This window comes from Photorhabdus sp. RW14-46 (genome assembly GCF_963887965.1).
Lineage (GTDB): Bacteria > Pseudomonadota > Gammaproteobacteria > Enterobacterales > Enterobacteriaceae > Photorhabdus > Photorhabdus laumondii.
On sequence record NZ_CAWPHH010000006.1, the window covers coordinates 180,813 to 194,534 of the forward strand.

The following is a 13,722-nucleotide window of genomic DNA, read 5'->3' on the forward strand; positions in this document are numbered from 1 at the left end:
GGTGCCGTGTGCTTGCCCACTGACACCGCTATACCGTGATTGGCTCGATAATTATACGACAATTAAGGTGGTTTTAAATTGATTGATTTTTTGGGGTTTATTAGACCACTACATTTCTCGTATTAATAATACCGAATCTAATAAGCAAAAAATAACGGTACAACCTCAAGCTAAATATCCATTGCGCCATCCGTGGCGCACTCTCTTTATTTTCCCTACTTACAATTACCGAAAAGCATCCATTTAATTAAGCGGTAGCATCTGAAATCAATTGGGTTGCCGGCACATCCTGTCCAAATCCTCGCAACCCTACCACATGCACATGTTCGTGGTTTTTAAATACCTTACGCACCAGTTTATAGGTGGTCCCTTTTTCAGGACTGATATTTTCCGGGGCAGCGATAATCAATTGCATTTGCAGACGCTCACATAATTCAAACAAAGTAGCGATAGATTTAGCATCCAAACGCGCCGCTTCATCAAGGAATAACAATCGACAAGGGGAAATATCTTTACCACGCAAACGGCGGGATTCTTCTTCCCAACTCTGCACCACCATCACCAAAATCGACATGCCGGTACCGATCGCTTCACCTGTCGATAGCGCCCCACTCTCTGCTTTTAACCAGCCATCCGATCCACGGTTAACTTCAACATCCAGTTCCAAGTAGTTACGGTAATCCAACAACTCTTCACCTATAGTTTGCGGCAAGCGCTGTCCCATATCCACTTGCGGATTCAGACGCTGATAAAGTTTTGCCATTGCTTCCGAGAAGGTTAATCGCTGGCTGTTAAAGAGATCCTGATGCTGTTCTTGCTGTTCAGAAAGCACATCCAGCAATAGCGCGTGGCTTTCACGCACATTGACATTCAACCTCACACCACGAACCTGTCCGAAGGAAACAGCTTGCAGCCCTTGGTTTAGCATGCGGATACGGTTCTGCTCGCGCTGAATGGTTTTGCGGATAATATTCGCCACACTCTTCGAACTGATGGCGAGTTTTTGCTCGCGAGCGGTCAGCTCTTCCGTCAGACGGGCCAGTTCAATTTCCATCTGTTCAATGGCATCAACCGGATCGTCAGTGCGGATAATATCTTGACGAATGCGTTCACGCAGGTGCTGATAAACCGCAATGAAAAACTGAATCTTACGTTCCGGGCGTTTTGGATCTTCAGACAAACGCAGCGCATCGCGTAGATGTTCGTTATCGGACACCGCCAGACGCAACGCACCCAGTGCCTTATCCGACATGGAACGTAACGCGCCACCCTCCATATACGCCAGTTCACGGCGATGCAGACGACGCTCAACGCCATTGTCTTTCACCATGCGCATCACCGCACACCAACCCGCTTTGGCAGAAACCACCTGTTCACGGATTTGATAGTAATCACGTTCCAGCTTACGCAGTTTTTTCTGCAAGCTATCCATTTCCGCTTCGCAAAAGGCGATCTGTTTCTCAAGTTGGTTGACTCTGGAACGGTTAGCGCTAAGTGCCTCATGCAGTTGATCACGACGCTCGCGGGCGCGCATTTCTGCATTGGCATCCGCCCGCACACCAATCTCTTTCATCTCTTGGTGCAACTCTTTCAGCATATCCTGTTTGGTTTCGTAAGAGCTTTTTAGCGATGCCAGCACTTGGTTAAATTGGGAATACTGCGCTTGCTGTTGACGCAATTGTTCGCGGGCGCGACTGCGGTCCGATTCTGCATGTTCCAGACGCTGACGCAGTTTATCATTCAGATCCGCATTTTCACTGAGCATACCGGCAGAATCGCTGTAGCTAAAATGCGCACGGCGCTGCACCACTTCCACCAGCGCAAAAGCCTGTTGTTTAACCTGATGCTGACTCTGTTTGGCTGTTTCATAGTCCTGTTGCAACTGTTCATGCTGCTGTGGATCGCTTTGCAGAACCGCAACCATCGGCTCCAATTTCGCCAGTGCCGAGCCATGTTGTTGCAGGAAACGAGCTGCTTCTTGCGCTTCATCCAGCTCTTCACGTATTTCTTCTACGCGATCGATTAAGGTTTCATCCAGCAATAGCGTAACTTGAGGGATCAGGCGATTTAATGTCGTCAGGCTCTCTTTAGCCTGAGTATATTGCTGACGCTGTTGTTGGGTCTGCTCTTCAAACCGGGATAGTTCACGTTCCAGTTCCGTGTGACGCTGCCTTAGTTCACGGATTTCCGCTTCCGGATCGGTATCAAATGCCACAGAGAGGTGTTTACCCACAAACTGGCTGAATGCCTGATGCGCACGCTGAATTTTCTGCACATCAAAAGAGAGCGTGGCATAACGCTCTGCCAAGGTATCTCGTTCCAGATTCAAGGCTTCCAGACGGTTTTCTCTGGCGGCACGACCAAACAATGGCAATTCAGGATAACGGGAATAACGCCATTGACGATCAGACGATTTGACCAGTACCGCATTCGCCTGCTCTTCGGCATTAAATACGCTGTCATCAAAGGATTGTGGATCACCTTCTATTAAGTAGAGATCTTCCGGGCAATCTTCCAGCGTTTCAAGATGTGGACGTACTAAGGAAAGATCGGGCACCACAATGCCATGTCGAGCTGGCCCATACAAGGCAGAGAAGTACGGTGCATCATCAATGGTGATGTCGTCATAAATTTCTGACAGCAAAACTCCACCGAAACGTTCCGCCAGCGCAATCATCCGGCTATCTTCCGCTCCGCTCGGTTGACTGAGGCGCTCGATCTGCTTTTCCAACTCACGTTTTTGCGCCGCAACTTCATCTCGCTCTACCGTTGCCTCACGTTCACGTTCAAGCAACTGCTGCATATATTCCGTCACGTCATTACTGCTCGCCAGCGCTTCACCATTCTGTTCACACAGTTGGCTCAGGGTATCCTGCGCAGCCAGCCAGACCGGGGCACGGGCAGTCAGTGACTGAATTTTCTGTTTCAGTTGTTCAAGCGCCTGACGCATCTCCATACGGCGTTCACCGCTTTCATTAACGCTTAAGCTTAGTGCTTCCTGCCGTGCTTCAAGTTCACTCTGTAACCCTTCTAGATCTTCGGCCTGATATTGCTGCCCCTGACGTTTACAAAATTCGTTTAATAAAAACTCTGCATTTTGTTGGTTGGTCAGGCGTTGCTCCAATTCAGCCAATCGCATCCGCAATGGTTGCACCCGATCCGCCAGATGTTGCTGTGACGACCAGTCACGCAGCAATTCACGAGCACTCTGCCACGCTTCACTGCGGCTGATTTCACCCACCATGTTTTTAACCAGTTGATATGCCTGCTCAAACTGGCTATGAGCCGCATCTGCAACACTTAATTTCTGTTCCAATGTCAGCAGGGATTCTGTCGCCTGCTGCTCTTTAGCCTGAAAAGTTTCCAACCATGCTTCTGCATTATCAGCGGCAAGATCCGGTAGCCGACAAAGCTCACGAGCACGTTCCAGCGCTTGTAACGCCTGTTGATACTGAATAGCGCGGGTTTGCTGAACATCCAGTGCTTGCTGGTAATCTGCCAACTGGCTTTTCAGCTCATCGACTTCCTGTTCTGCCGCTTCCGCTCTGGCTTCATATTCAGCTTGAAGTTCCGCTGCTTCTTCAACAACCTCAGTCTGCTCTTCCAGACGGTAGGAGAGTTCTTCCAGATCTCCCTGATAACGGTCAATTTTTTCCTGCTGGCGCATGGCTGTCTGCACCAGATTCAGGTGATCACTGGCGGCCTGATGATCAGCTTCTAAATCAACAGAAGCTCCACTCTGTTCCTCCAGTTCCCGCGCCATTTCGACATGACGATACCGTTCGGTTGCCAGTTGCCTATGGCTACCAAATAGCTCTCCACGCAATGCCAGTGCTTGATCCAAATAAGTACGCCGCTCATTGGCGTGGCGCATATAGTCAGCAGAAACGTAAGCAGTTGCTTCGGTGATCAAGTGTTTGAACAGATCGCGATCAGATTGAGTTACCCGGATAGCTTCCAGCGTTATACGGTTTTCACGCAGTGCCGCTTCCATATCCTGAAATGCCTTGCGAACACCACTGTTTTCCGGCAACAGGTAATCACGCAGGGAACGGGTAATGGCGCTGGAAATACCGCCGTACAGGGAAGCTTCGATCAGACGATAGAATTTACTACGGTCACTGGCTGAACGCAGGCGTTTGGGTATCACCCCCAAATCAAACATCAGCGCATGATAATCGGTAATAGAGTTAAATTGTTTGAACTGCACGCCTTCCATTTCATCAAGGCGATCTTTCAGTTCATTCAGTGGCAATACACGTGCCTGTCTTTCACCCACATTTTCAGTTAATAGCTGCGTAGGTTGCATAGCAGTTGGCAAGCCTTGGATCATAAAGGGTTTGATGTCAACCTTACGGTCACGTCCCGCCACCTGTTGCAATCTCACCCCGACCACCACCCGCTGATGGCGGGAGTTAATCACATCCAAGGTTGAGTAACAGACCCCCGCCCGCAATTTGCCGTGCAAACCTTTATCACGAGAACCGGAAGTGGCACCGGCTTCGGTGGTGTTACGGAAATGCAACAAGGTTAAATCAGGGATCAGCGCGGTGACAAAAGCCGCCATCGTGGTAGATTTACCCGCCCCATTACCGCCTGATAAGGTTGTGACTAATTCATCAAGATCAAATGTTCTGGCAAAAAAACCATTCCAGTTAACCAGCGTCAGTGAACGAAATTTACCGCGTTCAATCATGGTTGTTCATCTCCCGCATCTTCTGCTGAGTTATCCGGTGTTTCATCATTTTCACTATCATCAAGCGACAAGCCGCCTTCAATCGGCATTGCCTCACCGTCACGGATCATCCTCAGTTGTACTTCACGAGGATCGTCGCCACTGCGCACATCCGCACCAAAACGGAATACCGCCTCAGTAATGGTAAATTTGTTGTTGTCATTTGGCAGGATATAGACCATCCCCAGACGACGCAGACGGTTCAGTGTCGTGCGCACTTTTTCCTGCAATTTCTGTTTATCCAAATCGGAACCGGAAGAGCGCTGGTTGACAAACTTCATCAACTTGCCCTCATCGGCCAGTGAGATCAGCTCTTCGTACAGCTCTTGAGCAGTAAAAATCCCCTGATTAGCCAGCCGTTCCGGGCTGAGATAGAGATAACAGAGAATTTTTCCTACCATCATATCCAGCTCTGATAATACCGAGCGCGGGATCAATGTGGTCGAACGGGGACGCAGATAGAAGAAACCTTCTGGCGCACGGATCAACTCCACATTATAGCGGGCGTAAAATTCCTCCAATTGCTCCTGAAAATCCATCAGATAAGCATGATTATCAAGATCATCTATCCCGATATGACGACCCGCACGAAGTTGGCTATCCAGTTCCGGGAAAAGTGAATTGGCTAACGCCTGTGCCAGTTTAACTGGCATAAATTGTTCAATATGTGTCGATGACATGTGCCTGTACCTTGGCTCCGTAATCATTAATCGCTAACCATTCCGCTGGCAACCCAGAGAAATCCGCTTCTGCCACACCCAACCGCACAGCCTGATCCACCAAAATACGCGCCACATCAAAGTGACGAGAGAGCGGATGCTGAGCAAGGTAATCCCTTAACACTGCACCTAAATCCAGTGGGCGCTGTTCTTGCCGATATATCAACAGCGCTTTTTCAATCATTTCTGCCAGTTGTTCGTTTATTTCACTGAATTCTTCATATTCCAGTGCTAATGGCAGTTCACCCGTCACCTCTTCATTACGTAACGTTAATTCTTCGGCCCGCATATCGAGCAAACGTTCGGCGTTAGCAATGGTAAGGGTCCACGGGTTATCAAAATAGTGTTGAACTGATTGACGTAAACGCTGAGAGAAAATACGGTTTTTATCCATATCAATCGCCGTACGGATAAATTTGTGAACGTGACGATCATAGCCAATCCATAAATCAATCGCCTGCTGACCCCAACTGATAATACGGTCCAGTTTGCTTTGCAGATCAAATACCAGTTTATCAACCAGTTCTGATCCACCACTGTCCATATTGGCTTCCTGAATGCGCAGCAAATTAGCCTGTAGTTTATCTCCAGCCGCTTCCAGTGTGTCCTGGAGTTCCCGCAACGTACCCGATGTTTCGGATAACAGTTGCTCACAGTTGGCAATCGCGGCTTGCCAATCTTGATTCAGCAACGCCGCAATATCTTCCTTAACCGAGCTTTGCTGCTCGTCCATTACGCGCTGAGACATGTCGATGCTGTCGAAAATTTCTGCAACAGAATATTTCAGCGGCGCAAAAACATTACGGTGCCAATGAAATTCATCTCCCCCTTCTTCTGCCGCTTCTGCTGCCCGGTGCAATTCACTCGCCACCACCGAAAGTTGCATCGAAAGACGTAAGGTAGAAAATTCCCGCTGACGAATGTAATAGTCACTGATACCCATCCCAAGCGGGGTTAAGCGATAAATTGCATTGTTATCGGCCAATTCACTGGTGAAACGGTTAAGAAGTTTCTGACGCACCATATCATTGATGGCATTGTTGGCCCGCACCGCGACCGATTCTGTGGTCTGCTCAAACCCTTTGCAAACTTCACGAAAGGCATCAACCAGCTCGCTTTCGCTCATTTCGCCATCCAAACGCTCGCTGTTCAACACCGCAATTGCCATCAGAAAAGCCAGTCTTTCTACAGGCAAGGAGATGGAAAAATCGTTTTTCCTGGCCCAAGACACCAGTTCCGGGACAGTCTGGGAATATTCACTCATAATTTGTCCTTTAAACTGTTAAAGCGGGCTTGCGTGCCATGACATGAATGTAGCGCCCCAAGCTGATATAAGGCTCCTGTCGGCAATAACGCTGTTCCAATTCCAGCAACGCCGGAAAGTTTTCGTTCTGTAATTGGCGATTTTGCAAATAATCGTGAAAAACACGCACGCCAGTTTTGCCGGTAATCGTCATATTTAATTCATCAAGCCATTGATATACCTGTTCAGGTGCCAACGGATTCTGAGGCGATAATGAACGTTTTCTGCGGCGTTGTATATTGGGCGTCGCCAAATGAAAATTACCTAAAATAGCATTGCGCATTACTAAGCCATTGGCATTGTAAAACATTAAAGATAGAGCGCCACCCGGATTAATGATATTCATTAGCACTTCTATTGCATATTTCTGATCGGTAATCCATTCCAGTACTGCATGAAATAATACCAAATCTACCGGCTGCTCTATATATTGGCTAATTTCTTGTACCGGACTTTGTATAAATTGCATATTTTGGCTGACCCCTTTCTCTTCTGCGGCCAGCCTTGCTCGCTGGATCATCTCTTCTGATAAATCACACAATATCACTTGATGACCCAATTCAGCTAATTGGCATGCCATATTTCCCTCTCCACCACCCGCATCTAAAATACGCAGTGGACGTTGAGGTAATTGAGCCAGTAATTCGCTAATATCCTGCCAGACAACGGCTTGCCTGATTTTACCTTTGGTTGTGCCGTAAATATTACGAGAGAATTTGTCTGCAATATCATCGAAATTGCGATCCCGCATGAAAAACTGCCTCACTAATGGAATAGATCTGATTTATCTGTTGAGATTTCATTATGCTGAATGCTATTTTGGCACAGCATTCGTTGATATACCCGTCATCTTTCAAGTTGCCTCTTTGTTGGCTGCACTCACTCACCCCAGTCACATAGTTCGCTATGCTCCCGGGGATTCGCTCCCTTGCCGCCGCGATCCATCTTGAAATCCATAGGGTATATAACCACTTTTGACGACAAACTGTGAACCACATGGCTATAATTCAACCAAATTAAGGCAAATAGATGCAATTTTTATTTAAAAAGTACCTCGGTGCAATGGTGATGCCTCTGCCATTAATATTGCTAATTTCACTTGCTGCTTTATTACTACTGTGGTTTACCCGCTGGCAAAAAACAGGAAAAACAATTCTAACATTCAGTTGGCTCACGCTACTTCTGCTAAGTTTACAACCTGTTGCCGATAAGCTGCTGTTACCGGTGGAATCGGTTTATGCTAACAGCGACCAATCTGATACCAGTCATATCAATCCACCGGTTGATTATATCGTTGTTCTTGGCGGCGGCTTCACTTATAACCCAAATTGGGCACCCAGTTCAAACTTACTTAACAACAGTTTGCCACGAGTGACAGAAGGTATTCGTTTATATCGCCTGAACCCCGGCTCTAAAATGGTCTTTACCGGTGGTAAAGGGGCAAATGTTAAAAGCAGTGCTGAAGTCGCCGCTATCGTAGCCCAATCACTCGGCGTGCCCGCAGAAGATACAATTGCACTGACAAAGCCAATGGATACTGAGCAAGAAGCCAATGAGGTTGAGAAACTGATTGGTAACCAACCCTTTATTTTAGTGACTTCCGCCAATCATATGCAGCGAGCAATCACTTTCTTTCAACAGCATGGGTTGAACCCCATCCCCGGCCCGGCTAACCAATTAGCGATCACTTCACCATTACATCCTTGGGAAAAATATCTGCCCTCAGCTTACTATCTGTCTCATTCAGAGCGGGTATGGTATGAAACTTTAGGCACCCTCTGGCAACGCATTAAGCCATCAAAAGATCCAGAACAGCCACAAAAATCAGAACATTCTCAGCCGCTAAATAATCCTCAAGCGACTTCTTGAAGCAAAGCAGCAAGATAGATGGAAAAACGAAAGCGCAATGGAAATAAACAGCAATAAATAAATGATGCGCTTTCGTTAATCTAAAATATACCCGTCATCTTTCAAGTTGCCTCTTTGTTGGCTGCACTTTCTCACCCCGGTCACATCGTTATCTATGCTCCCGGGGATTCGCTCCCTTGCCGTCGCGATCCATCTTGAAATCCATTGGGTATAAGTTCAAACAATCAATCAGATTTCAGTAAACACTTTTCTAATTGCTGCCAAATCTTCCGGCGTATCAACGCCTACTCCCGGTGCTTTTAATGCAATCCCCACATGAATTTTTTCGCCGTACCAAAGTACCCGCAGTTGTTCCAGCATTTCAATTTGCTCCAACGGGCTCGGCTCCCATTGCACGTAGCGACGGATAAAACCCGCGCGATAGGCATAAATACCAATATGACGCAGAAAATTATCACCAATCGTTTCCCGTGATTGAATAAAACGGTCACGCTCCCAAGGAATAGTTGCCCTGGAGAAATAGAGCGCATAACCCTGTTTATCCATAACGACTTTCACAGCATTAGGGTTAAAAGCTTCCTCTGCATCATGAATCTGCACGGCCAACGTTGCCATTCCCGCTTTACAACCTGCCAAATTCTCTGCAACCTGTTTAATAATCTCTTCGGGAATCAGTGGTTCATCACCCTGAACATTAACGATAATTTCATCATCGGAAAATTGATATTTGTTGATAACCTCAGCTAATCGTTCAGTACCAGAATGGTGATTTTCGTTGGTCAGACAAGCCTCTCCACCGGCAGCCACAACGGCATCAACAACGTCGTGATTATCTGTTGCCACAATGACACGTCCAGCACCTGAACGTTTCGCCCGCTCCATAACACGAACAATCATTGGTTTGCCGTGAATATCGGCTAAAGGTTTACCGGGTAAACGGGTTGAAGCAAAGCGAGCAGGAATAATAACAGTGAACATGCCTTATTTTTCCTCATCCAGAGGTAATTCGCGGGCTTCGTGCTCTAACAGGACGGGAATACCATCACGTACAGGAAACGCAAGTCGATCCAACTTACAAATGAGTTCAAAATTCTCTTTATCGTAACTGAGTTTTCCGTTACATACAGGACAGGCAATAATTTCGAGTAAACGGTGATCCATACATCCTCCAATTATGGAGCTTTAATTTAATGCAACTCAGAATAACATAAGCTTGGTATCATCGTTAACTCTTGTTATTTGATCTTTCGATCCTTTTCCCAATATTATCCACTGAAAAATCAGGTAAGTTGGTGAAAGTCCAAAACTATCTCGGTAGGCGTAATTGGCACAATCCCTAATTGCCAATAAATCATCAATATAGATAACAAACAAAAACCGGAGAGTAAACGCTGTTGTCAAAAATGACTCACTTCGCTACCCTCCGAATTTTACCAAAAGTGCGTTCAAAAAAACGATTACCTCTGTTTGCACATGGTTCAATGCTTCCTCTTTACCATTTAAAGAATGGCAATAAAATAGCTTGATTTTGATAGGGTTTTAGAATGCTATCACATCTGCTGCGGTTAAATCATAACCTTTGCGAATAATTGAAAATTCCACATCCTGCCCTTCTGTGAGTGACTTGTTTTTTGTATTCGCAATCGCTTTTCTATTGACGAATATGTCTTGTCCCCCATCCTGTGGAGAAATAAAACCATATCCTTTATGCTCATCAAACCATTTCACTCTACCCATCTTTAATTGTAATGTCATAATAACTCCCCCATTTGTCCATCTCACAATAATTTAATTTATTGTTTTTGATGTTTTTTTACCCTTTATTCAATTTTCGAATAGAACCTCATCTCAGTTTCAATACCTTGACCTTGAAATACATTTCATTCGAGTAGTATACCCGTCATCTTTCAAGTTACCTCTTTGTTGGCTGCACTCACTCACCCCGGTCACATCGTTATCTATGCTCCCGGGGATTCGCTCCCTTGCCGCCGCGATGCATCTTGAAATCCATAGGGTATATATCGTTTAAGTAACAGATACGAGCGGATATCCTACCAGAATCGTACATGTTTGACTCAAGAATACACAATGGTTGTTTATCCAAAATGGATAGTTTTAATATCAGTTAGCAATGGCGAAAAATCAAATAAATCTGAAAAATTACTGAAATTGTACGCTTTGACAAGGAGCAGAAAGGCAATCTCCCGGTTAACTATCATCGGCTTACTATCGGCTCACAGAGGCCATTTTGATTAAAACATAATATACCCGTCATCTTCCAAGTTGCCTCTTTGTTGGCTGCCGTCGCGATGCATCTTGAAATCCATAGGGTATGTTTACTTACTATTTTTATTCGCCTCCAATAACGAACAAATCTTGTTCAGCATTATCTCTCCCTTTTCCTGGGGTAACCGAGCATCTACCGGTAAATACCACCAATTTGGCTGAGCAAAATTAAAACACTTAACCGCATCTTTTTCTGTCATCAGTAAATTCTGGTTGGTGTCAGCCAGATGACACAATTGATCTTCTGTGTACAGTTGATGGTCGGCAAATGCATACTCCTTTTTTAGGTCAGCACCTAACTGTTGCAAGGTGGCAAAGAACCGCGGTGGATGCCCAATTCCAGCCATCGCAACAGCGTGAGGTATCAGATTCACTGCGCGTTTTTCACCGCTCACCATATTCACAGCTAACTCGCCAGCTAATGTCATGGATAGTTCGCCTGGCTGAGGAGTACCACCGTTAGTGATAATGGTATTAACCCTGTTCAACCGCCCAGATAGTTCACGCATTGGACCTGCTGGAAGCCACCAACCATTACCAAAACGGCGCACGCCATCAATAACCGCAATTTCAAAATCCCGCTGCAAAGCATAGTGCTGTAAGCCATCATCAGTCACGATGATATCCAGTGACGTGTTTGCCAGTAATGCTTTCACTGCTGCAACCCGTTTTGGCGCAACAGCCACTGGTGCGCTGGTACGACGATGAATTAATACCGGTTCATCACCGGCTTGAGCCGTAGTGACATTTTCAGTCACCAACAGAGGATAACTTTCCGCTTTACCTCCATAGCCGCGGGAAACAACACCAACCCGATAACCTTTTTTCTGCAACTGCTCCACCAGCCAAATAACCACCGGCGTTTTACCATTACCGCCAGCAGTGAGATTACCCACCACCACAACAGGTACAGGCGCTTTCCAGGATAGCCTCAACCCTGTTTTATAACTCAACCACCGTAAGCCACTTATCAGCCCGTAAAGGGCTGAAAAAGGTAATAACAGCAAATAAAGCCATGAGCGGCCTGACCATATGCGCTCAATCATTGACCAAATTGCATCCGATGTAGTTGTGAGTAAACACCATTTCGCTCCAGCAGAGAGAGATGGTCACCCCGTTCAACAATATGCCCATCTTCAACCACCAGAATTTCATCCGCGTTTTCAATGGTTGATAGACGATGTGCAATAACCAGCGAGGTTCTGTTTTTCTGCAATTCATCCAGTGCAGCCTGAATTGCCCGTTCAGATTCCGTGTCCAGCGCCGAAGTTGCCTCATCAAGAATCAGAACCGGAGAATCACGCAACAAGGCACGTGCAATAGCAATACGCTGGCGTTGACCGCCAGAAAGCAGCACACCATTCTCACCGATCATCGTATCCAAGCCGTTATCTAACTTCCTGATGAAGTCCATTGCATAAGCCATCTCAGCGGCTTTCTCAATCTCTTCACGGCTGTATCGGTTTTCACTGGCATAAGCAATATTATTCGCTACCGTGTCATTAAATAGATGCACATTCTGCGATACCAGTGCAACCTGCCCACGCAAGGAAGAGAGCTTATATTCCCGCAAGTCATGCCCATCCAGAAAAATATTACCTTCGTTGACATCATAAAAACGGGTCAGCAAATTCGCTATTGTGGATTTACCCGAGCCAGAGCGCCCTACTAAAGCAACAATTTTTCCCGCCGGGATATACATGGAAATATTTTGCAACGCCGGTAATTCCTTGGTTGGATAGCAGAAAGTCACATTACGGAACTCAATATCACCGTTCGCTTTTTTAAGCTCCAGCTTACCGTCATCTTTCTCCTGTTCCATATCCAGAATCGAAAACAGAGTCTGACAGGCGGCCATGCCTCGCTGGAATTGCGCGTTAACATTAGTCAACGATTTCAATGGACGCATCAGCGCAATCATTGATGAAAATACGACCGTAATTTTACCCGCTGTCAATGTTTCCATAATATCCGGGAAACTTGCGGCATACAGGACAAAGGCCAAAGCAAACGAGGCAATAAGCTGAATGATGGGATCAGAAATTGATGAAGCAGATACCATTTTCATGCCTTGCTGACGCATATGGTTACTGACTTTATTAAAGCGCTCAGTTTCTACGTTCTGCCCACCGAAAATGAGCACTTCTTTATGCCCTTTCAACATCTGCTCAGCACTGGCTGTGACTTGCCCCATGCTATTCTGCATATTTTTACTAATACTACGAAATCGCTTCGATACCACGCGAATCACCAATGACACGATCGGCGCAATCACAATCAGGATCAGAGATAATTGCCAGCTATAGTAAAACATCAAAACAAACAGGCCGATAATGGATGCCCCTTCCCTGACCACGGTAATCAGTGCACTGGAAGAGGAGGAGGCCACTTGTTCAGAATCATAAGTGATACGGGAAAGCAGCGTCCCTGTAGATTGTTGATCAAAAAATGACACCGGCATCCCCATCATATGGCTGAACAGACGACGACGCATCTGCATTACCACTTTACCGGAGACCCAAGAGATACAATAACTTGATACAAACCCGGATAGCCCTCGCATAATCATTAAAGCAATCACAATCAGTGGCATCCATTTCAGTACATCACTGCTTGCTTTGCCGAAACCTTCATCAAGTAAAGGCTTAAGCAACGAAAGCATTAACGTATCACCGGCAGCATTAAGGATCAGTGCAACCGCAGCAACTATCAGCCCAATCCTGAACGGAGAGACAATTGGCCATAGTCGGCAAAACGTCTGCCAGGTAGAAAGGTCTTTATCATTCATTATTGAGTTACCAACACAAAAA

General features: G+C 46.2%; 11 protein-coding genes. 1 reads left to right on the plus strand and 10 read right to left on the minus strand.

The features are described from left to right. Positions 1-247: 247 nt before the first annotated feature. Genes mukB through AACQ38_RS07640 form a run of 5 tightly spaced genes read right to left on the minus strand, consistent with a single transcriptional unit; the run spans position 248 to position 7,755 of the window. On the minus strand, positions 248-4,696 hold the full coding sequence (mukB, locus tag AACQ38_RS07620) for a chromosome partition protein MukB (protein ID WP_165577830.1): 4,449 nt from the start codon (positions 4,694-4,696) through the stop codon (positions 248-250). Then, positions 4,693-5,415 carry a chromosome partition protein MukE gene (gene mukE, locus AACQ38_RS07625; RefSeq protein ID WP_165577831.1) on the minus strand — a complete coding sequence of 241 codons (723 nt, stop codon included), beginning with the start codon at positions 5,413-5,415 and terminating at the stop codon, positions 4,693-4,695. Before mukE ends, mukB begins: the two co-directional genes overlap by 4 nt. Next, the gene (gene mukF, locus AACQ38_RS07630; protein WP_165577832.1) at positions 5,396-6,718 is read right to left on the minus strand and encodes a chromosome partition protein MukF; all 1,323 of its coding nucleotides are present in this window, start codon (positions 6,716-6,718) and stop codon (positions 5,396-5,398) included. The genes mukE and mukF overlap by 20 nt, the downstream gene beginning before the upstream one ends. A 10-nt stretch (positions 6,719-6,728) precedes the next feature. Further along, positions 6,729-7,508, minus strand: a complete 780-nt coding sequence (gene cmoM, locus AACQ38_RS07635) for a tRNA uridine 5-oxyacetic acid(34) methyltransferase CmoM (RefSeq protein WP_011145927.1) — start codon at positions 7,506-7,508, stop codon at positions 6,729-6,731. Beyond that, positions 7,486-7,755 (minus strand): hypothetical protein, encoded by a 270-nt coding sequence (locus tag AACQ38_RS07640; protein ID WP_125026223.1) that lies wholly within the window; start codon positions 7,753-7,755, stop codon positions 7,486-7,488. The genes cmoM and AACQ38_RS07640 overlap by 23 nt, the downstream gene beginning before the upstream one ends. Before the next feature lie 31 nt (positions 7,756-7,786). Here AACQ38_RS07640 and elyC point away from each other — a divergent pair, with 31 nt between their 5' ends. Next, complete coding sequence (gene elyC, locus AACQ38_RS07645; protein WP_058589017.1) at positions 7,787-8,626, plus strand: envelope biogenesis factor ElyC; 840 nt, start codon at positions 7,787-7,789, stop codon at positions 8,624-8,626. 228 nt (positions 8,627-8,854) lie between these two features. Here the strand turns inward: elyC and kdsB are convergent, their stop codons facing one another. The 5 genes from kdsB to msbA form a co-directional block, all read right to left on the minus strand. Continuing rightward, entirely contained in the window at positions 8,855-9,604 is a 750-nt protein-coding gene (gene kdsB, locus AACQ38_RS07650) for a 3-deoxy-manno-octulosonate cytidylyltransferase (RefSeq protein WP_109791441.1), read from the minus strand. A 3-nt stretch (positions 9,605-9,607) separates the two neighbouring features. Next, on the minus strand, positions 9,608-9,787 hold the full coding sequence (locus AACQ38_RS07655) for a Trm112 family protein (protein WP_011145924.1): 180 nt from the start codon (positions 9,785-9,787) through the stop codon (positions 9,608-9,610). A 378-nt stretch (positions 9,788-10,165) separates the two neighbouring features. Continuing rightward, on the minus strand, positions 10,166-10,381 hold the full coding sequence (locus AACQ38_RS07660; protein WP_036781154.1) for a cold-shock protein: 216 nt from the start codon (positions 10,379-10,381) through the stop codon (positions 10,166-10,168). A gap of 581 nt (positions 10,382-10,962) precedes the next feature. Then, positions 10,963-11,958, minus strand: coding sequence for a tetraacyldisaccharide 4'-kinase (gene lpxK, locus AACQ38_RS07665; protein ID WP_165577833.1), 996 nt, complete (start codon positions 11,956-11,958; stop codon positions 10,963-10,965). After that, positions 11,955-13,703, minus strand: a complete 1,749-nt coding sequence (gene msbA, locus AACQ38_RS07670; RefSeq protein ID WP_041380022.1) for a lipid A ABC transporter ATP-binding protein/permease MsbA — start codon at positions 13,701-13,703, stop codon at positions 11,955-11,957. The genes lpxK and msbA overlap by 4 nt, the downstream gene beginning before the upstream one ends. Between the last annotated feature and the right edge of the window lie 19 nt (positions 13,704-13,722).